Annotated in this window: 19 protein-coding genes; 10 read left to right on the plus strand and 9 right to left on the minus strand. The window is 74.9% G+C overall.

The genetic code is table 11. The annotated features are described in order from the left end of the window. The first annotated feature begins 43 nt into the window (after positions 1-43). Positions 44-598: a lytic polysaccharide monooxygenase auxiliary activity family 9 protein gene (locus AB0C87_RS07205; RefSeq protein ID WP_345185418.1), complete on the plus strand. Its 555-nt coding sequence runs from the start codon at positions 44-46 to the stop codon at positions 596-598. Then, a complete protein-coding gene (locus AB0C87_RS07210) occupies positions 595-1,515 on the plus strand; it encodes a glycoside hydrolase family 19 protein (protein ID WP_360355325.1) in 921 nt (306 codons plus the stop codon). The genes AB0C87_RS07205 and AB0C87_RS07210 overlap by 4 nt, the downstream gene beginning before the upstream one ends. A 175-nt stretch (positions 1,516-1,690) precedes the next feature. Here the strand turns inward: AB0C87_RS07210 and AB0C87_RS07215 are convergent, their stop codons facing one another. From AB0C87_RS07215 to AB0C87_RS07225, 3 genes are all read right to left on the minus strand, one after another. Continuing rightward, positions 1,691-2,440 (minus strand): TIGR03943 family protein, encoded by a 750-nt coding sequence (locus AB0C87_RS07215; protein WP_360576801.1) that lies wholly within the window; start codon positions 2,438-2,440, stop codon positions 1,691-1,693. Then, entirely contained in the window at positions 2,437-3,477 is a 1,041-nt protein-coding gene (locus tag AB0C87_RS07220; RefSeq protein WP_345185408.1) for a permease, read from the minus strand. Before AB0C87_RS07220 ends, AB0C87_RS07215 begins: the two co-directional genes overlap by 4 nt. A gap of 172 nt (positions 3,478-3,649) precedes the next feature. Then, complete coding sequence (locus tag AB0C87_RS07225; protein WP_345185404.1) at positions 3,650-3,943, minus strand: hypothetical protein; 294 nt, start codon at positions 3,941-3,943, stop codon at positions 3,650-3,652. 232 nt (positions 3,944-4,175) lie between these two features. Between AB0C87_RS07225 and AB0C87_RS07230 the strand changes: the two genes are divergently transcribed. Beyond that, positions 4,176-4,670 carry a hypothetical protein gene (locus AB0C87_RS07230; protein WP_360576802.1) on the plus strand — a complete coding sequence of 165 codons (495 nt, stop codon included), beginning with the start codon at positions 4,176-4,178 and terminating at the stop codon, positions 4,668-4,670. Positions 4,671-4,788: 118 nt separating this feature from the next. Here the strand turns inward: AB0C87_RS07230 and AB0C87_RS07235 are convergent, their stop codons facing one another. Then, positions 4,789-6,144, minus strand: coding sequence for a carbohydrate-binding protein (locus tag AB0C87_RS07235; protein ID WP_360576803.1), 1,356 nt, complete (start codon positions 6,142-6,144; stop codon positions 4,789-4,791). A gap of 169 nt (positions 6,145-6,313) precedes the next feature. Between AB0C87_RS07235 and AB0C87_RS07240 the strand changes: the two genes are divergently transcribed. Then, complete coding sequence (locus tag AB0C87_RS07240) at positions 6,314-7,330, plus strand: helix-turn-helix transcriptional regulator (protein ID WP_360576804.1); 1,017 nt, start codon at positions 6,314-6,316, stop codon at positions 7,328-7,330. A gap of 51 nt (positions 7,331-7,381) precedes the next feature. On the opposite strand, the gene AB0C87_RS07245 is transcribed toward AB0C87_RS07240, so the two are convergent. Then, a complete protein-coding gene (locus AB0C87_RS07245; RefSeq protein ID WP_345185391.1) occupies positions 7,382-7,837 on the minus strand; it encodes a MarR family winged helix-turn-helix transcriptional regulator in 456 nt (151 codons plus the stop codon). 77 nt (positions 7,838-7,914) lie between these two features. Between AB0C87_RS07245 and wrbA the strand changes: the two genes are divergently transcribed. From wrbA to AB0C87_RS07270, 5 genes are all read left to right on the plus strand, one after another. Continuing rightward, positions 7,915-8,556, plus strand: a complete 642-nt coding sequence (wrbA, locus tag AB0C87_RS07250; RefSeq protein WP_345185379.1) for an NAD(P)H:quinone oxidoreductase — start codon at positions 7,915-7,917, stop codon at positions 8,554-8,556. Between the two features lie 116 nt (positions 8,557-8,672). Further along, on the plus strand, positions 8,673-10,115 hold the full coding sequence (locus AB0C87_RS07255; RefSeq protein WP_345185372.1) for an MFS transporter: 1,443 nt from the start codon (positions 8,673-8,675) through the stop codon (positions 10,113-10,115). Between the two features lie 61 nt (positions 10,116-10,176). Further along, a complete protein-coding gene (locus AB0C87_RS07260) occupies positions 10,177-10,980 on the plus strand; it encodes a carotenoid biosynthesis protein (protein WP_345185525.1) in 804 nt (267 codons plus the stop codon). Beyond that, positions 10,968-12,437, plus strand: coding sequence for a phytoene desaturase family protein (gene crtI / locus AB0C87_RS07265; protein WP_360576805.1), 1,470 nt, complete (start codon positions 10,968-10,970; stop codon positions 12,435-12,437). Before AB0C87_RS07260 ends, crtI (AB0C87_RS07265) begins: the two co-directional genes overlap by 13 nt. Then, positions 12,434-13,564 carry a glycosyltransferase gene (locus AB0C87_RS07270; protein ID WP_353835475.1) on the plus strand — a complete coding sequence of 377 codons (1,131 nt, stop codon included), beginning with the start codon at positions 12,434-12,436 and terminating at the stop codon, positions 13,562-13,564. The genes crtI (AB0C87_RS07265) and AB0C87_RS07270 overlap by 4 nt, the downstream gene beginning before the upstream one ends. On the opposite strand, the gene AB0C87_RS07275 is transcribed toward AB0C87_RS07270, so the two are convergent. Further along, complete coding sequence (locus AB0C87_RS07275; protein WP_345185360.1) at positions 13,515-14,120, minus strand: glycerol-3-phosphate acyltransferase; 606 nt, start codon at positions 14,118-14,120, stop codon at positions 13,515-13,517. The genes AB0C87_RS07270 and AB0C87_RS07275 overlap by 50 nt on opposite strands. Positions 14,121-14,152: 32 nt before the next feature. On the opposite strand from AB0C87_RS07275, the gene AB0C87_RS07280 reads away from it, so the two are divergent. After that, positions 14,153-14,893, plus strand: coding sequence for a spheroidene monooxygenase (locus AB0C87_RS07280; RefSeq protein ID WP_345185358.1), 741 nt, complete (start codon positions 14,153-14,155; stop codon positions 14,891-14,893). On the opposite strand, the gene AB0C87_RS07285 is transcribed toward AB0C87_RS07280, so the two are convergent. From AB0C87_RS07285 to crtI (AB0C87_RS07295), 3 genes are read right to left on the minus strand one after another with little or no spacing between them, the layout of a single operon-like run. Beyond that, complete coding sequence (locus AB0C87_RS07285) at positions 14,866-15,855, minus strand: phosphate acyltransferase PlsX (RefSeq protein ID WP_360576806.1); 990 nt, start codon at positions 15,853-15,855, stop codon at positions 14,866-14,868. The genes AB0C87_RS07280 and AB0C87_RS07285 overlap by 28 nt on opposite strands. 1 nt (position 15,856) lies before the next feature. Further along, positions 15,857-16,762: a phytoene/squalene synthase family protein gene (locus tag AB0C87_RS07290; RefSeq protein WP_345185353.1), complete on the minus strand. Its 906-nt coding sequence runs from the start codon at positions 16,760-16,762 to the stop codon at positions 15,857-15,859. Next, a complete protein-coding gene (gene crtI / locus AB0C87_RS07295; protein ID WP_345185351.1) occupies positions 16,759-18,237 on the minus strand; it encodes a phytoene desaturase family protein in 1,479 nt (492 codons plus the stop codon). The genes AB0C87_RS07290 and crtI (AB0C87_RS07295) overlap by 4 nt, the downstream gene beginning before the upstream one ends. Between the last annotated feature and the right edge of the window lie 13 nt (positions 18,238-18,250).

Raw genomic sequence — 18,250 nt, forward strand, 5'->3', positions numbered from 1 at the left:
CGACGACGTCCCATGACCACCCCCATCACGCGAGGACCCCCGCATGGAAACCACCCCCCGCACGAAGAAGACCCCCCGCACGAAGCGCTCGCGCAGAATCGCCGCCGTCACGGCGGGCGTCGGAATCGCCCCCCTCGTCGCCGTGGTGATCCCGGCGACCTCGGCCTGGGCCCACGGGTACGTGTCGGCGCCGATGAGCCGGCAGGCCCAGTGCGCGCAGCGCATCGTCCAGTGCGGCTCCATCCAGTGGGAGCCGCAGAGCGTCGAGGGCCCGAAGGGCCTGCGCAGCTGCAGCGGAGGCAACGCGCGGTTCGCCGAGCTCGACGACGACGGCAAGGGCTGGAGGGCCACGACGGTCGGCCAGACGGTGACCTTCACCTGGACGTTCACCGCCCGGCACCGCACGTCGAACTACGAGTACTACGTCGGCGGCAGGCGCGTCGCCGTGGTCGACGGCAACAACCAGCAGCCCCCGTCCACCGTCTCGCACTCGGTCAACCTCGGCGGCGTCACCGGGCGGCAGAAGGTGCTGGCGATCTGGAACATCGCCGACACGGCGAACGCCTTCTACGCCTGCGTCGACGTGAACGTCCAGTGACGCCGGCACGCAAGGCGCGGCGCGTCCCCCTGCCGGCGGGCGCCCGGCTGACCGGTGCGCTCCTGCTCGCGGCGGGGACGCTGTCGGCCGTCCTGCCGGCGGCGCCCGCCTCCGCCGCGGCCTGCGCGGCGGCGTGGAGCTCCTCCGCCGTCTACACCGGCGGCGCCGCGGTGTCCTACAACGGGCACAACTGGTCGGCGAAGTGGTGGACGCAGAACGAGACCCCGGGCCGCGCCGACGTGTGGGCCGACAAGGGAGCCTGCGGGTCGTCCGACCCCGGCGATCCGCCCGGCCAGGGCGGGTTCGTGGTGAGCGAGTCGCAGTTCAACCAGATGTTCCCGAGCCGCAACTCGTTCTACGGCTACAGCGGTCTGACCGCGGCCATGGCCGCGTTCCCCGCGTTCGCCGCCACCGGAAGCGACACGGTGAAGAAGCAGGAGGCCGCCGCCTTCCTGGCCAACGTCAACCACGAGACCGGCGGGCTGGTCTACATCGTCGAGCAGAACACTGGGAACTACCCGCACTACTGCGACGCGAGCCAGCCTTACGGGTGCCCGGCGGGGCAGGCGGCCTACTACGGGCGCGGTCCCATCCAGCTGAGCTGGAACTTCAACTACAAGGCGGCGGGCGACGCCCTCGGCATCGACCTGCTGAACAACCCGTGGCTCGTGGAGCGGGACGCGTCGGTCTCGTGGCGGACCGGGCTCTGGTACTGGATGACCCAGAACGGCCCGGGCACCATGACCGGCCACAGCGCCATGGTCAACGGCCGCGGGTTCGGCGAGACGATCCGCAGCATCAACGGCGCCCTGGAATGCGACGGCCGGAATCCGGCCCAGGTGCAGAGCCGGGTGAACGCCTACCAGCGCTTCACCCAGATCCTCGGCGTCCCCGCGGGGAGCAACCTGACCTGCTGAAACGACCCCGCACGCAGGACACGGCCCGCCGGTGAGACCCAGCCCGCCGTCGGCCGGGACCCCTGACGGCGGCCCGCGCCCGGAACCCCGGGTGCGGGCCGTCCGCCGTGCCCGGATCCGCGAAGGCTGGTGGGCCGTGCGGTGAAAGAGTTGTTGACGGCCGTGGCGGGCCCGGTCACTCGTAGGGGTCGCCGGGCCTGCCGATCCGCTGGAGGGACCGCCCGCGCAGCGTCTGGACGACGGTCGCCCGCCGCCCGGTCGCGGGCGGCACCCACACCCCGTCGACCCGCACCCACGTGTCGGCGGGCGGTCGCGGCAGGCCCCGCACGATGACGGGGAACGGGATGGCGTCGCCCGCGCAGCACGCGACCTTCAGGCGGGTGAGGCGCCAGCCGCGCTCGCCCTTCGCCGGCGGGGTCACGAAGCCCGTCAGCCGCACCGGGACCCCTTCGAACGAGGCGGGGTCGCCGGTCTGCGCCAGGTAGGCGCGTCCGATGAACTCGCCCATGCTCATCGGGACGGGCGCCCCCGTCCTCGGCAGCGGGGCGAAGCCCTCGGCGGGGGACGGCGGGGACGGTGCGGCGCGACCGGCGCCGCGCGCGGCGGTGAACGAGCCGAGCGCGGGCGGCGCGATCACGAAGATCGCCAGCACCGGCGCGCAGAGCAGCCACGCCACGCCCGGACCGTGCGCATGACCGCCGCCGTGCTCGCCGTGGTGTTCGCCGCCGTGCCCGTCGTCGCCGGTGTCCCGCCATTCCCGGCGCAGGCCGGCGGCGCCCAGCACGACCAGCGCGATGGCCGCGGCCACCAGCGGATAGCGGAATCCGGGCCGCACGTAGTTGACGTACTCGCCGCTGCCCAGCGTGATCCACAGCATCGCGCCGCCGAGCAGGACCAGCAGCAGGTTCTGGGCGGGCCTGCTCATGACACCAGCCCTCCCACCAGCGCGCTGACGCCCACCGCCAGGCAGAACGTCAGCGGGACGAACCGGACCGCGAAGCTCCGGCCGAAGAACCCCGCCTGGAGGGCGATCAGCTTCAGGTCCACCATCGGGCCGACCACCAGGAACGTCAGCCGCGCGGTGGTGGAGAACTGCGACAGGCTGGCCGCCACGAACGCGTCGGCCTCCGAGCAGATGGACATCAGGACGGCCAGCACCGCCAGGAGCAGGACCGACACCACGGCATCGCCCGCCGCCGACGAGACCCAGGACGAGGGCACCGCGGCGTTGATGGTCGCGGCCGCCGCGGCGCCCACGACCAGGAACCCTCCGGCGTGCATGATGTCGTGCCGCATGGCCTGCCGGAACGCGTCGAGGCGTCCGGCCGCCCCGTGCGCGTGGGGACGGGACGGCACCTTGAGCCATTCGCGCCTGCCCAGCAGCAGCCACGCCCATCCGGCCAGCACGGCGACCAGCAGGGAGGCGGCGAACCGTCCCGCCACCATCTCCGGCCGTCCCGGGAAGGCGACCGCGGTGGCGACCAGCACGACCGGGTTGATGGCCGGGGCGGCGAGCAGGAACGTGAGCGCGGCGGCGGGTGCCACCCCGCGCGCCATCAGCCCGCCTGCGACCGGCACCGACGCGCACTCGCACCCCGGCAGGACCGCCCCCATCGCGCCCGCGACCGGCACCGCCGCGCCCGGCCGGCGCGGCAGCACCCGCCGCCACACCGAGGCCGGGACGAACGCGGTGATCGCGGCCGACAGCGCGACGCCGAACACCAGGAACGGCAGCGCCTGCACGCACACCGCCACGAAGATCGTCGCCCATGCGTCCAGGGCCCGCGCGCCGATGTGCGGCGCCGCCCACGCCCGGCCGAGCACGAGCGCCGCCGCCAGCGCGCCGAACGCCCAGGCCGCACGGGCGCCGGGCGCCGCGCCCCGCCCGCGCCCCCATTCCGCCGGAGGAAGCACCTCCTCCTCGGCCAACCGCGGGCCGGTGCGTTCGATCATGCGGTCCATCGTCCCAGAGCCCGCCCCCGCGGGGCTCGGGATCCAGGCTGCGCCGCATAGTCCCGGCCCACTTCACCGGCCAGGTCACGCGTTCGCGCGCGCGGCCGAGGCCACTTCGAGACAGCCCTGGACCGCGCCCGGCCGCGCCGGCGGCCTGCGGCCGCCGGTCACCGCGCGGGCGCTAGCGCATCGCGTGGGACGCGCGGCCTCCGACTCTCTCGTCCATCTCGCCGCGCTGCATCGGGATCTCCGTGCTCTCCTCGCGCATCTCCTCCAGGCGCATGGCGACGCCGATGGCGAAGAAGGTCGGGGCCCATTCGCCGACGAAGATGCCCCAGCGGTCGGCGCGGTCCATGCCCCTCTCCTCCAGCTGGTTGGAGAGCGCCCACGACGCGAACGCCAGGGCGATCGAGCCGAGTCCGGCCGTGTACATGTGGTGCGACTTCAGGCCCCGCTTGTGCAGTGTCTTGATCATTTTCCCCCCTTGGTCGGTCGGGCCGTACCCGGGCGTTCACCGGCACAAGCGCGCATTGACCGGTTTTTGCCCACTCCGGACGCGGGGGTATCCGTCGCCGCGGACCGGTGGCCGAACCGTAGGAGGCGGGGGGAGTACCCGCCCGCCCGCTGGGTACCGCGAGGTGCGTCGACGACCGACCTCCCCTCACCTGACGTGCAGGGCCGCCCCTCCGGCGGCCGGAAGGACCCGTATGGAGAAGACGGCCGGACCATTCCTGGCGATCTATCTGAACGACCATCTCGCGGGCGCGGCGGCCGGAGTGGGACGCTCTCGCGCGCTCGCCCAGGCGCACCGGGGCAGGCCCGAGGAGGAGCGGCTGCGGCGGCTGGCGGACGAGATCGCCGCCGACCGGGGAGCGCTGCTGTCCATCATGGCGTCGCTCGGCGTCCCCGTCCGCCACTACAAGAGCATCGCGGTGTCCGTGGCCGAGATGGCGGGACGGCTCAAGCTCAACGGCCGCCTCAGGGAGCGTTCCCCGCTGACCGACCTGGTGGAGTACGAGTTCCTGCGGCTGGCCGTCGAGGGCAAGGCCGCCGGATGGCGCACGCTGCTCATCCTCGCCGACCGGACGCCGGAGCTGGACGCGGCCGAGCTGGAGAAACTCCACGACCGCGCCCAGGCGCAGATCGATCTCCTCGAAGACCTCCGCAAGAGCGCCGTCAAGGACGTCTTCATCGCCGGCTGACCCGCCCGGTCGCCTGCGCCCCCGCGAAAGCGCGGGCGTGCTCGGCCGACCCTTCGCGACCTGTGACGGCATGAAGCCGGCCTTCCCCCAGCATCACGTTGGGGGAAGGCCGGGCGCGTCAGACGCGCTGCCAGAGCGCCGGGACGTTCTCCGGCGTCCAGCCGGGCTGCGCCTGGTGCGACTGGATGCACCTGTAGCTGGAGCCGTTGTAGGTCACGACGTCGCCGACCTGGTAGACGGTCCCCGCCGCCCAGCTGCCGCTCGGCGGGTCGTCGGGTGGGTTGGACGTGCCGGTGTAGAGCGTCAGGCCGTAGGCCTGGAGCCCCTCGTTGACCGGCTGGAAGAACGTCGTCCCGCCGCTGCGGCAGTCGCCGGAGCCGCCGGACGTCGTCCCCTGCGCCTGGGTGCCCGAGATGAACGAGCCGCCCGAGTCGCCGGGCTCGGCGCACACGTTCGTCTGGGTGACCCCGGAGACGGTGCCCTGCGGGTAGGTGACGCTGGTGTTGAGCTGCTGGACGGTTCCGCAGTGCCAGCCGGTGGTGGAGCCGGAGCGGCACACCGGGGAGCCCGTCTGCGCCACCGTCGAACCGGAGACGGCCGGGTCCTGGACGGAGCCGTAGCCGTTCACGCGCGCGACCGGCGACCAGTTGCCGTTCGCAGCGACCCAGGCGTAGTCGTTGCCGGGGAACGAGGAGCCCTGGAAACTGCCCTGCTGGACCTGGTTGTACCCGCTGGTGGACGTGCCCGGCTGCCCGCAGTGGCCCGCGGTGATGAAGCCGGGCGTCCCGCCACGGGTGACCGAGAAGCCGATCGAGCAGCGTCCCGAGCCGTTCATGGAGTAGGCGTCGCCGCCGCGCAGGTCGTAGTAGGTGCGCGGCTTGATCTTCGAGCGCCTGACGGCGACCTCGGCGAGGTCGACCCCGGCGGCCTTCGCGAAGGCGCGGGCCTCGGCGGGCGCGGAGCTCAGGACCACGACGCGGTTGGCCTGGACGTCCACGTACCAGACGGGAGAGTGGGACGGGGCCCTGCGCGCGGCGGCACGGTCGAGCCTCGCCTTCGCGGCGGTGAGGTCGGCCAGGCTGCGGCCGACGACGGTGGCCCGCGCGCCCTGGGCGGTGATCTCGGCTGTGCGGGCGGGGTCGGTGGTCGCGACGTGCAGCGTCTCGGCGGTCCTGCCGCTGACCCAGCTGCCGGCGAAGGCGCCGCCGAGCCTCAGCCGCAGCTTCCCGGCGGTGACGCCGGAGTCGAACTGGTTGACCAGCGCCTGCTTCGCCTGCGCCGCGGTGAGGCCGAGGTCGCGCTGCATCGCCTTCAGCATGGCCTGCGGCACGTTCGCCGCCGTCGCCGCGGAGTAGGGGGCCGGACGGGCGGGCCCGGCGGGGTCCGGCTGGGCGACGGCGACGCCCTGCGCGCCGGCCAGACCCAGCGCGCCGGCCGCGAGCACGGCGACGCGCATGCCGCGTCTGTGAGACATGGTCTCTCCTCGGGGGTGGGGGTGCGGCAAACGTAGATGTCCTCGCGCGCGACGAGAAAGGCTCTCCGCCCCCACGTTCTGGCGAGTTATCGCCGCTGTCGGAATGCGCCACCGATCCGTTCGCCGCGCACGGCCTGGAAGTCACGCTCCATCGGCCATAATCCGGGTCATGTTCCCCGTGACCGCAGAAGATGAGAATCCATTCGCGGCTCTCGGTGTCACCGCCTCTCAGCAGACCCTTTACGTCGTCCTGCTGTACAACCCCGGCAGCACGCTGAGCGAGTTGGCGGGGATGTCGGAGGCGCCGCCGGCTCGCCTGGCGGCGCTCCTCCTGGAAATGGAGGCGCTCGGCATGATCAGCGCGGAGGGCGCCGCGGGGGCGGACGCCGCGGCGGACCGTGCGTACTCCGCCCATCCTCCGGACGCCGTGGTCGAGACGCTCATCCGCAGGCGGGAGGCGGAGTTCATCCGCGCGCGGATCGAGGCCAAGCGGATCAGCGGCGACCTGCTGGCCGCCGAGCAGCGGTCGAACCCGGAGAGGCTGGTGGAGGTCGTCGACGGGCTGGACGCGGTGATCCAGCGCTACGAGCAGGTGCAGCGCGCCGCGGTCAGGCAGGTGAAGGCCATCGACAAGCCGCCCTACGCGGTCGACCCGGTCAGCCCGAACGAGATCGAGCGCGAGCGCCTCGCGGAAGGCGTGGAGTACCGCGCCATTTACACGCCCGAGGCCCTCGCCATCCCCGCGCGGATGGAACTGGCCCGCCGGGATTCCGGCTTCGGCGAGCGATCCCGCATCCTGGAGAATCCGCCCGCCAAACTCGTCATCGTGGACGACGAAATGGCGCTGATGCCGCTGCGGGGCGACGATCCCAGCATCACCGCCCTCATCCGCCCGTCGACCCTGCTCGACATTCTCATCGACGTTTTCGACACCTGCTGGGAACAGGCGACGCCGCTGCGTTTCGACGGCGAGCCGGGCTCGGCCGGCGTCCGGCCCCGGTTGTCCGAGGCGGACCGGCATCTGCTCACCCTCCTCGCCGCCGGGCTCAAGGACGAGGCGGTGGCCCGCCACACCGGAATGGGCGCGCGCACGGTCAGCCGGCACGTCGCCCGTCTCCTGCGCACCCTCAACGCCCGCACCAGGTTCCAGGCGGGCGTCCACGCCGCCCGCCGCGGTCTGGTCTGACGGCCGCAGGGCTCACCCCTCGGCCCGCGATCCGAACACCCGCGCCCGGCGTCACCTGCCCGGTCTCGGGCGTGCGCGCCGGGGGTCGACGTTGGCGGTCAGGGTTCCGAGCACGCCGGGCAGGTCCGCCACGGTCTGCTCGGGCAGGCCGGCCACGGTCTCCTCCGCCAGGGCGCACCACAGCTCCCTGACCCGTTCCGCCAGGGCCGCGCCCGAGTCGGTGAGCTCCACGATGCTGGCGCGCTTGTCGGAGGGCGCGGGCCTGCGCCGGACGTGCCCGGACGCCTCCAGCTTGCGGGTCATGAGCGTGACGCTGGGCGGCTCGCAGCCGAGCGCCTCGCTGAGCTGGGCCTGGATCCGCGGGCCGGTCCGCGCGAGTTCGAGCAGCAGCGCCTCCTGCCCGGGATGGAGGCCGAGCGGGGTCAGCAGCGCCGCGGCCCGGGCCCGGTGGCGCAGGCTCAGCAGGCGGATGGCCTGGTTGATCGCGTCGGCTCGGTCGAAGTCCACGGCCCCTCCTTGACGGATTAGTTATGCGCATAACATTATGCGCATAACTAATCCTACCGCGAGGCCGAGGAGCCGACATGTCCGTGAAGGTCGCCGTCATCCACTACAGCTCGACGGGCGCCGTGCACGCGCTCGCCGAGGCCGTCGCCGAGGGCGCCGCCACCGCCGGCGCCGAGGTCAGGCTGCGGCGGGTCGCCGAGCTGGCGACCGACGCCGCGATCGACGAGAACCCGCGGTGGCGGCGGCACCTGGACGCGGTCGCCGCGGTCCCGGAGGCCGCCGTCGAGGACCTCGCGTGGGCCGACGCGTACGCGTTCGGCACGCCGACCCGCTTCGGCGCGCCCGCCGCGCAGCTCAAGCAGTTCCTCGACCAGAGCGTCGGACTGTGGCGGGAGGGCGCGCTGGCCGACAAGCCGGTGACGGCGTTCACCGCGGCCTTCAACCGCCACGGCGGCGCCGAGGCCACGATCATCTCGCTGGCCAACGTCTTCTACCACTGGGGCGCGCTGATCGTCCCGCCCGGCTACACCGACCCGGCCGTCTACGCGGCCGGAGGCAACCCCTACGGGACCTCGGCGGTGACCGGCCCGTCCGGCGACGGGCCCGACGCCGCCTCCCTCGACGCGGCCCGCTACCAGGGCCGCCGCCTCGCCCGGACCGCGATCCAACTGCGGGCGGGCGCCCGCGCCGCCGAAGAGGACGCCCGCGTCCTGACGTGAACGGCCGCCGAGCCGTGTCAGAGGCGATCTCACCCCGGCACCGCCGGGACGGTGCGGGCATCGGGCGGCTTCGCCCACCGGGCCCCGCCGCATTCCACTCGATCGAGGAGGCGCTTGTGTCGTCCGAGTTGTCGGCGAAGGTTGCGGACCGCGGGTCCGGGAGGGCGGGGAGCGGGCCCGGCCGGGTGGTGCTGGCGCTGGTGTGCGCGTGCCAGTTCATGGTGATCCTGGACGCGTCCATCGTCAACGTCGCCCTGCCCTCCGTCGACCGGGACCTCGGCTTCACCGCCGCGGGACTGGCCTGGGTGGTGAACGGCTACCTGCTCACGTTCGCCGGGTTCATGCTGCTGGGCGGACGCGCCGCCGACCTGTTCGGCCACCGCCGGACGCTGGCCGCCGGACTGCTGCTGTTCTCCGCCGCCAGCCTGGTCGGCGGCCTGGCGACCGCACCGCAGATCCTGGTGGCGGCCCGCGCCGTCCAGGGCGTGGGAGCCGCCGTGCTGGCCCCGGCGACGCTGGCCGTGATCAACACCGGCTTCACCGGGGACCGCGAGCGGGCGCGGGCGTTCGGCGCGTGGTCCGCCGCGGGCGGCGTGGGCGGGATGGCGGGCGCGGTCGCGGGCGGGGCCCTCACGACCGGCCTGTCCTGGCGGTGGGTCTTCCTGGTCAACGTGCCGATCGGCGCGGTGCTGATCGTGGTGGCCCTGGCGTCGCTGCCCGGCGCGCGGACCGTCCGGCGGGAGCCGCTCGACCTGCCCGGCGCCGTCACCGGGACGGCGGGGCTGGCCGCGCTGATCTACGGGGTGATGCAGAGCACCGGCCACGGCTGGACGTCCGCGCGGGTCGCGGGCCCGGCCGCGGCGGGCCTGCTCCTGCTCGCCGCCTTCCTCGTGGTGGAGGGGCGCTTCGCCGCCCGGCCGCTGATGCCGCCGCGGCTGTTCGGGATCCGGGGGGTGGCCGCGGGCGGCGGCATGCTGCTGCTCTTCGGAGGGATCACCGTCGCGATGTGGTACTTCACGTCGCTGTTCCTGCAGAACGTCCTGGGGTACGGCGCGCTCCGGGCCGGGCTCGGGCAGACGCCCGCGGCCGTGGTGTTCATGGTGGTCGCGCGCTTCGCCGCCGGGCTGCTGCCGCGAGCGGGCGCCCGCCTCCTGGTGCCGGCGGGCTGCGGCTTCCTCCTCGCCGGGTTCGGCTGGCTCTCGCAGGCCGGAGCCGGCAGCGGCTACGTCACCGGGGTGCTCGGGCCCACGCTGCTCGTCGCGGTCGGGATCGGCCTGACGTTCCCCACGCTCATGGCCGCGACGACCGCGGGGGTGCCCGAGGGCGACGCGGGGGTGGTCGGCGGGCTGGCCAACACCGCCGTGCAGGCGGGCGGGGCCGTGGGCCTCGCGGTGCTGGCGGCGGCCGCCGCCGCGCGGACGCGGGCGGCGTCCGGTTCGCCGACGGCGGCCGCCGCCCTCGCCGCCGGTTACGACCGGGTCTTCCTCATGGCGGCCGGGCTGGCCCTGCTCATCGCCGCGGCGGCTCTGCTGCTGCCCCGCGGGCGGACCGCGTCCTGATGATCGATGCATCCGCCCGGCCGCCTCGGTACGAAGGGGTCGTGTGGGCTTTGTGCGCAGAATGCGGCTCGGCTGGGACACGCCGGCGTCGCGACCCCTCGGACTGCTCGGCGCCGGGCTGCTGGCCGCGATGGTGGTCGCCCAGGTCGCGTCCGGGCTGAGGCCCGAGCCGGTCCGGCTGACCAGCGTGGTCGTGGTGCTGCTGGCGGCGAGCGCCGTGGCGTTCCTCGCCGACCGGCGGGGCCCCGGGCGCGCGGCCGGGGCCTTCGCCGCGACGGTGGCCATCGGATTCGCGGCCGAATGGGTCGGCATCCGCACGGGCCTGCCGTTCGGCGAGTACTCCTACACCTCGGTGCTGCGGCCGCAGGCGGGCGGCGTGCCGGTCGTCGTGGCGGCGGCGTGGGGCGGCATGGGGCTGGCCGCGCACGCCGTCGCGACCGCGATCGCGCCGGGGAACCGGGTCGCGCGGTGGGCGGCGGGGGCCGCGGCGCTGACGGCATGGGACCTGTTCCTGGACCCGCAGATGCTCCGGCTCGGCCTGTGGACGTGGGCGGACGGCGGCCCCTACCGGGGGGTGCCGCTCAGCAACTTCGCCGGATGGCTGGCGGTGTCCTTCCTGGTCATGATGGCGATCGACCTGACAGTGGGACGGGAGGACACCCCCGTCCCGGCGCTCGGACCCGGCCCGGCTCGCGGCCAGGGCCCGTCCCGGGGGCTCGTCACGCTCTACTCGGTGATGGCGGGCATGGAGACGCTGGCGTTCGCGGCGGTGTTCGAGCCGCGGGACCCGCTGGTCGCGGCGGCGGGCGGGGTGGCGATGGGGGCGTTCGCCGTCCCGGCGTGGAGGCGCGCATGGCGGAAGTGATCGTGGTCGGCGGCGGGGTCGGTGGCATGACCGCCGCGCTGCGGCTGGCGCGCGGCGGCCACGAGGTCCGGCTGTACGAGCGGCTGGACCGGCTCGGCGGGAAGCTGGCGGAGTACGAGCGGGACGGGTTCGCCTTCTCGCTCGGGCCGTCCCTTCTGACCATGCCGCGCCTGTTCCAGGAACTCGGCGTGGACGTCCCGCTGGTGGAGCTGGACGAGCTGTGCCGCTACCGCTTCGCCGACGGGTCGCGGCTCCGTGCGTTCCGCGACCCCGACCGGATGGAGCGGGAGGTCGACCGCCTGAGCCCCGGGCAGGGCGCGGCCTGGCGGTCCTTCTACCGCTGGGCGGAGAAGTGCTACGCCGCGTCGGAGCGGACCTTCTTCGCCGGGCCCCTGGGCCGTCCTCCCGAGAAGCCCCGGATCCGCGACCTGTTCTCGGTCGCGCCGGGCCGGACGCTGGACGGCCTGGCGCGGCGCTTCTTCGACGACCCGCGGATGCGCCAGTACGCCGGCCGGTACGCCACGTACGCGGGGTCGAGCCCGTACCAGGCGCCGGCGGCCCTCGGCTGCGTCCCGGCCATCGAGCACGGGGACGGCGGCTGGTACGTGTCGGGCGGCCTTCCCCGGATCGCCGACGCCCTCGCCCGGCTCCTGACCGATGCCGGCGTCGAGGTCCGCACGGGCACCGAGGTGGCGGAGGTCATCGCCGGCCGTTCGGCGGTCTCGGGCGTGGTGCTGGCGTCGGGGGAGCGGGTGGGCGCCGACGCCGTGATCGTCAACGCCGACGCCGCCGCGCTGTACGGCTGGCTGCTGCCCGACCGGCGGCGGCTGCGCAGGCTCGCCGGGCTCGGCCTGTCGTCGTCGGCGTTCCTGCTGCTCGCGGGGGTGGACGGCCGCACAGAGGACATGCCACACCATTCCGTCGTCTTCTCGGCGGACTACCGGAAGGAGTTCGACGACATCTTCCGCCGGAACGTGCCGCCGGACGACCCGACCGTCTACGTCGGCTGCTCGGCGGTGGACGACCCGACGCAGGCCCCGTACGGGGCGGAGAACTGGGTGATGCTGGTGAACGTCCCGGCGCGCGACCCCGGCCGGTGGCCGATGTCCCGCGAGTCCTACCGGGACCTCGTGCTGGAGCGGCTGGCGAAACGCGGGCACGACCTCTCGGGACGGCTCCGCTTCGTCGACATGTTCACGCCCGCCGACCTGCGCGACCGGTACGGCGCGTGGGGCGGCGCCATCTACGGCACCGCCTACCAGGGACGTTTCGCGCCGTTCCGCAGGCCGGGCAACCGGGGACCGCGGCGCGGCCTCTACCTGGTGGGCGGGTCGGCGCATCCGGGCGGCGGCCTCCCGCTCGTCGCGATGGGCGGGCGGATCGTCGCCTCCCTGGTGAACCAGGACTTCGGCGGCGCCCGCCGCACCGCGTCCCACGAAAGGCCGGAAACGCGATGAGGCCGCTGACCGTCCTCCAGGCGGCCGCCGCCGCGGTCGTCGCGGCGCGGCTCGCCCGGGGGCGCCGCCGTCGCGCGCCGCTGGGGCCGGGGGCGGCCGGACCGCCGCCGGAGCGGGTGTCGGTGGTGATCCCCGCCCGCGACGAGGAGTCCCGCCTCGAAGGGTGCCTGGCCCCGCTGCTCGCCGACCCGGTCGTGGACGAGGTGATCGTCGTGGACGACGAGTCCCGCGACGGCACCGCGCGGCTGGCCAAGAGGCTCGGCGCCACCGTCGTCCCCGGCGCGCCGCTGCCGGACGGGTGGGTCGGCAAGCAGTGGGCCCTGCACCAGGGCGTGCAGGCCGCGACCGGCCCGATCGTCGTCCTCCTGGACGCCGACATGCGTCCCAAGGCGGGCCTCTGCGCGGCACTGGCGGCGCTCTTGGACGGCCACGACCTGGTGAGCGCGGGTCCTCGCTTCATCTGCGACAACGCGGTGGAGCAGGCGCTGCACGCCTCGCTGCTGGCCACGCTCGTCTACCGTTTCGGCCCGATCGGGTCGACCGGACCGGGGGCGCCTGCGGAGCGCCTGCTCGTCAACGGCCAGTGCATGGCCTTCCGCAAGGCGAGCATGCGGGAGGCCGACGGGTTCGCGCGGGTCAGGCGCCATCTCACCGACGACGTCGCGCTCGGGCGGCTGCTCGCCCGCGACGGCTGGCGGGTCGCGTTCGTGGACGCGGGCCCGCTGCTGGAGGCGGACATGCACAGCTCCGCCGCGGACGTGTGGCGCGCGTGGGGAAGGTCGATCGCGCTGCGGGACGTCACCCCCGCGGCCCACATGGCGGGCGACCTGGCCGTGGTCTGGCTGACCGCCGCGCTCCCCGTCCTGCGGCTCGCGGCGGGACGGCCCACGCCCCTCGACCTCGTCCTGCTGGCGCAGCGGCTCCTGCTCGTGACGGCGCTGCGCGGCAGCTACGCGCGGGCGAGCCCCGGCCTGGCGGCCTCCCCGCTCCTGGACGTGGCGACGGCCGTCCGGCTCACCTGGTCGGCGCTGCTGCCGACGCGCACCTGGCGCGGCCGGGACTACGGCCCGGCGTCGGTCAGGCCCGCCGCCCCGCCAGCGCGGCCTGCCCGAACCGCAGCCCGATGAGGCACATCAGCGCCCCGGTCCCGGCGACCTGCCCGACCGGCGCGAAGAACAGCTGCAGCACCGGCAGCGAGAACACCGCGAGGCGGGTGCCCCACGCGAACGAGAAGGCGGCGGTGCCCGCGAAGAGCAGGAGGAGGCCGAGCGCGAACGCCGCCGGGCAGATCACCGCGAACCCTCCCGCGAAGGTGAGGATCGAGCGGCCGCCCCGCCGTCCGGCGAACACCGGCCAGGCGTGGCCGGCCATCGCCGCGCCGACCGCCGCGTACACCGGCAGGACGCTCGCCCCGGCCACCGAGCCGAAGCGGCCCGTGTCGGCCCCGCTCACGAGGAGGCCGACCAGCCCGGCCGCCGTCCCCTTGAGCATGTCGCCGGCGAAGACGGGCACGGAGGCCTTCCGGCCGAGCTGCTCCATGACGTTCCAGAAGCCGGGGTTGCGGTCGCCGACCTCGCGCGGGTCGAGGCCGTGGGCGCGGCCGACGAGCACCGCGACCGGCACCGAACCGAGCAGGTAGCCGCCGACGACCGACACGACCACGGGAATCACCGCCGTGAACACCGGAACCACCTCATGAACACCGGAACCACCTCATGAACACGCAGATCATCGCCTCGTTCCACCTCGCCAGGTACGCGGGAACGGACGCCATGCGGCACATGGCGTTCGACCGTCCGGTGCTGCGCGGCACCGGCGGGCTGCGGTTCTGGCGGCTGCTCGGGACGGGGAAGGGCCCGTCCATGAGCCTCGGCGCCGACCTGCGCCGCTGGGCCCTGTTCGCGGTGTGGGACGGCGAACCGGCGCTGGAGCGCTTCCTCGCGCGTTCGCCGATCGGGGCGCGGTGGCGGGAGGAGGCCGAGGAGGCCTGGCACGTGCGGCTCGCGCCGCTGGCGTCCCGGGGCCGGTGGGGAGGGGCCGACCCGCTCGCCGGAGCGGCGGTCCACCCTGCGCCGCACGGCCCGGTGGCCGTGCTGACCAGGGCTTCCATCCGTCCTGGACGGCTCGTGGCGTTCTACCGTTCCGTGCCGGACGTGGACCGCCTGCTGCGCGGCCAGGACGGCTGCCTCGCCTCGGTCGGGATCGGGGAGTGGCCGCTCGCCCGGCAGGCGACGTTCTCGCTGTGGCGGGACGAGGCCGCCGTCCACCGCTACGCCTACCAGGGGAGCGCCCACCGGGCCGTCATCGGGCGCGTCCGCCGCGAGGACTGGTACAGCGAGGAGATGTTCGCCCGCTTCGTTCCTTACGGCAGCGAGGGCGCGTGGGACGGTCGCGACCCGCTGCGCCCCGCCGACCCCGAAGCCGACGGTCACGGCCCCGGCCCCGTGGCCCACTGACCCTCCGCGGCCAGGTCGCGGGCCACCACGCAGGCGCGGGTGACGGCCGCCGCGCTCGACGAGCCGTGCGCGACGACGACCGTCCCGGTCAGGCCCAGGAGCGCGGCGCCTCCGTGGGTGTCGGCCGCGTACAGCCGTGCGACCGCCTCCAGCGGCCCGGCGTCGACGGTCCCGGCGCGGGCGACGAGGCCCAGCGTCGTGCGGACGCAGCCCTCGATGTTCTTCAGCACGACGTTCCCGGTGAACCCGTCGGTGACGACCACGTCGACGGTTCCGGCCAGCACGTCGTGGCCCTCGACGTTGCCGTGGAAGCGCACCGGCGTCTCCGGCAGCAGCCGCGCCGCGTCCCGGACGAGCCGGTTGCCCTTGCCGGGCTCCGCACCGATCGACAGCAGCCCCACCGACGGATCGGCCACGCCCAGGACGCTCCGCGCGTACTCCGCGCCGAGCGTCGCGAACTGCGCCACCATCTCCGCCGACGGGTCGGCGGTGCCGCCCGCGTCGACCAGGACGGTGAACCCCGACAGGGCGGGCAGGGCCACGGCCAGCGCCGGGCGCAGCACGCCCTCGCGCCGCCCGAAGGCGCGGACCGCGCAGGTCACCACCGCGCCGGTGGACCCGGCCGACACGAACGCCGCCCCCTCGCGCCGCGCCAGCTCGCAGCCCACCATCAGGCTGGACTTCGACTGGAACGCGGCGTTCGAGCCCCGCTCGGCCATGGGGATCACGTCGTCGGCGTGCCGCACCTCCAGCTCGCCGACGCCGCCGTGCCGCCGCAGCTCCTCGTCGATCTCGTCGGCCCGTCCGACCAGCAGGACGGGGACCGCGTGCTCGCGACGCGCCGCCAGCGCGCCCGGCACCGTCGCGGCGGGCCCATGATCGCCGCCCATCGCGTCCAGCACGACCCGCGCCGCGCCGCCCGCCCCCGCCGCGCCGCCCGCTCCCGCAGGGCCGCCTGCCATGTCAGACCATCCCGGCGGGGACGCGCCGCTCGGCCCGGCCCGCGGCCGACGCCGCCAGCAGGTGCCGCGCGTAGATCACGGCGCGGCGGCGGCGGGGCACCCGGGCCCGCGCGGCCAGCACGTCGTGGCCGGAAGCGGCGATCTCGTCCAGGATCCCGCCGTAGAGCTCGTGCGCCGCGCGGATGCAGGGCCGCGAGGACGGCACCAGCAGCTTCACCCCCTCCAGCGCGCGGCCGTAGTGCTCCCGCGCCCGGCCGGCCTCGAACTCCACCAGCTCGCGGACGCCGGGCGTGCACTCCCCGGAGGCGAGGTCCTCCTCGGTCACGCCGAACCTCTTCAGGTCGTTCGTCGGGAGGTAGACGCGGCCGCGGCCGAGGTCCTCGGCCACGTCCCGCAGGAAGTTGGTCAGCTGGAACGCCCGGCCGAGCTCCCGGGCGGGCTCGCGCGCGGTCCGCGCGGCGCCGGGCAGGGTCTCCAGGACGGGCAGCATCATCAGGCCGATCGCCGCGGCCGACCCCTCCATGTAGTCCAGCAGGTCGTCGTAGGTCGCGTACCGGGTGACGGTCAGGTCGGCGCGCATCGACTCCAGGAACGCGTCGATGTCCTCGCGCTCGACGTCGAACGACCGGACGGTGTGCACGAACGCGGGCAGCACCGGGTCGCGGACGTGCTCGCCTGCCAGCGCCGCGTCGAGCCGCTCCCTGACCCGGTCGAGTGCCGCGGCGCGTCCCTCCGCGCCGGCGGCCTTGTACTCGTCGACGATGTCGTCCACGTGGCGGGCGAACCCGTACAGGGCGTGCACGTGCCGGCGTTTCCACGCGGGCAGCAGCAGCGTCGCGAGGTAGAAGGAGCGCCCGTGCCGGGAGTTCAGGCGGCGGCAGTGCTCGTAGCTCGCGGTCAGCGTCATCGGGCGCCCTCCAGGATCCGGGCGGCGGCCAGCCTCCCGGAGATCAGCGCCGGCGGGACCCCCACGCCCGGCGCGGTGTACATCCCGGCGAAGTGCAGCCCCGGGACGCGGCGGCTCCGGCCCGACGGGCGGAACCACGCCGTCTGCCGGAAGCGGTGGTCGAGGGCGAAGGGCGTGCCCGCCGAGTGGCCGAGCCGCTCCCACGCCGGCGGGTCGAACGTCTCCCTGGGCGCCGCCGACAGGTCGCCGTACCCGAGGTCGGCGAGGCGGCCCAGCAGGCGGTCTTGCAGGGAGGGGGCGAGGCGGCCCCAGTCGGCCCCGCCCGCCAGGTTGGGCGCCGGCTCCAGGACGCTCAACGTCGAGTGCCCGGCGGGTGCGGCGGTGTCGTCGGACTCGGGATACGTCACGAGGAGGCTCGGGTCGGGCTGGGGACGTCCGGCCGCCAGGGCGGAGAAGACGCCGCCCCATTCGCGGCCGAAGTGCAGGGTGTGGTGGGACTGCCGGGGCAGCCGCCGATCCAGCCCGAAGTGCATGACCAGGCAGGACGGCGAGTACCGCGGCCTGCGCAGCCGCCAGTCGCCGGCCCCTTCCGGGAGCAGGCCGGCGTGCGCCCTCGGCAGGTCGCAGGCGACGACGACGCCGCTCGCGGGGATGCGCTCACCGGTGTCCAGCCGGACCGCCGTCACCCCGTCCGCGCCGGTCTCGACGCGTTCGGCGCGGACGCCGTACCGGATCGAGGCGCCGGCCTTCTCCGCGACGGCCGCCAGCGCCTGCGGCACGGCGTGCATGCCGCCCCGGGCCGGGAAGTAGACGCCGCCGACGGTGTCCATGTGCGCGACGACCGCGTAGATCGCCAGCGCCTTGTGCGGCGGCAGCCCCACGTAGAGCGCCTGGAAGGTGTGGGCCCTGACGAGCCGCTCGTCCTTCAGATGACCGGCCACGAAGCGGTCCAGGCGCCGGAACCCGCCCGCGGCCGCCAGCCTGAGCAGCGCGTAGGGGCGCGCCATGCCGCGCAGCCGGGTCATGTCCGCGTCGATGAACGACGACCACTCCGCCTCGAACATCTCCCCGAGCCGCCGCCGGAACCGCAGGTACCGCGCCGCCTCGTCGGGGCCGCACAGCTCCCGGACGCCCGCGGCCATCCGCTCGGCGCCGCCCACCACGTCCAGCCGGGACCCGTCGTGGAACGCCAGCCGGTAGAACGGGTCCAGGCGCCGCAGCGGCAGCACGCTCTCCAGGTCAGCGCCCGCCGCGCCGAACGTCTCGGCGAGCACCTCCGGCATCGTGAGCACCGAGGGGCCGGTGTCGAACCGGTACTCGCCGGCCGGCCCGGCGTTCACGGTGCCGCAGCAGCCGCCCGGCACGTCACGGGCCTCGACCAGCACGACCTCGCGGCCGCGCGCCGCCAGATGGATCGCGGCGGACAGGCCGCCGAGACCCGCCCCGACCACGACGACGGGGCCCCGCCCGCCCATCAGCCCGCCCTGT

The sequence above is a fragment of the Actinomadura sp. NPDC048021 genome, assembly GCF_040653135.1.
GTDB classification, from domain to species: domain Bacteria; phylum Actinomycetota; class Actinomycetes; order Streptosporangiales; family Streptosporangiaceae; genus Spirillospora; species Spirillospora verrucosospora.

Coding starts and splice junctions, on each gene's coding strand:
- crtI (WP_345185351.1), bottom strand. CDS start 18,237: ATGGGCGGGCGGGGCCCCGTCGTCGTGGTCGGGGCGGGTCTCGGCGGC.
- AB0C87_RS07285 (WP_360576806.1), bottom strand. CDS start 15,855: ATGGCAGGCGGCCCTGCGGGAGCGGGCGGCGCGGCGGGGGCGGGCGGC.
- AB0C87_RS07290 (WP_345185353.1), bottom strand. CDS start 16,762: ATGACGCTGACCGCGAGCTACGAGCACTGCCGCCGCCTGAACTCCCGG.
- AB0C87_RS07240 (WP_360576804.1), top strand. CDS start 6,314: ATGTTCCCCGTGACCGCAGAAGATGAGAATCCATTCGCGGCTCTCGGT.
- crtI (WP_360576805.1), top strand. CDS start 10,968: ATGGCGGAAGTGATCGTGGTCGGCGGCGGGGTCGGTGGCATGACCGCC.
- AB0C87_RS07215 (WP_360576801.1), bottom strand. CDS start 2,440: ATGAGCAGGCCCGCCCAGAACCTGCTGCTGGTCCTGCTCGGCGGCGCG.
- wrbA (WP_345185379.1), top strand. CDS start 7,915: ATGTCCGTGAAGGTCGCCGTCATCCACTACAGCTCGACGGGCGCCGTG.
- AB0C87_RS07205 (WP_345185418.1), top strand. CDS start 44: ATGGAAACCACCCCCCGCACGAAGAAGACCCCCCGCACGAAGCGCTCG.
- AB0C87_RS07230 (WP_360576802.1), top strand. CDS start 4,176: ATGGAGAAGACGGCCGGACCATTCCTGGCGATCTATCTGAACGACCAT.
- AB0C87_RS07280 (WP_345185358.1), top strand. CDS start 14,153: ATGAACACGCAGATCATCGCCTCGTTCCACCTCGCCAGGTACGCGGGA.
- AB0C87_RS07235 (WP_360576803.1), bottom strand. CDS start 6,144: ATGTCTCACAGACGCGGCATGCGCGTCGCCGTGCTCGCGGCCGGCGCG.
- AB0C87_RS07260 (WP_345185525.1), top strand. CDS start 10,177: ATGCGGCTCGGCTGGGACACGCCGGCGTCGCGACCCCTCGGACTGCTC.
- AB0C87_RS07225 (WP_345185404.1), bottom strand. CDS start 3,943: ATGATCAAGACACTGCACAAGCGGGGCCTGAAGTCGCACCACATGTAC.
- AB0C87_RS07220 (WP_345185408.1), bottom strand. CDS start 3,477: ATGGACCGCATGATCGAACGCACCGGCCCGCGGTTGGCCGAGGAGGAG.
- AB0C87_RS07270 (WP_353835475.1), top strand. CDS start 12,434: ATGAGGCCGCTGACCGTCCTCCAGGCGGCCGCCGCCGCGGTCGTCGCG.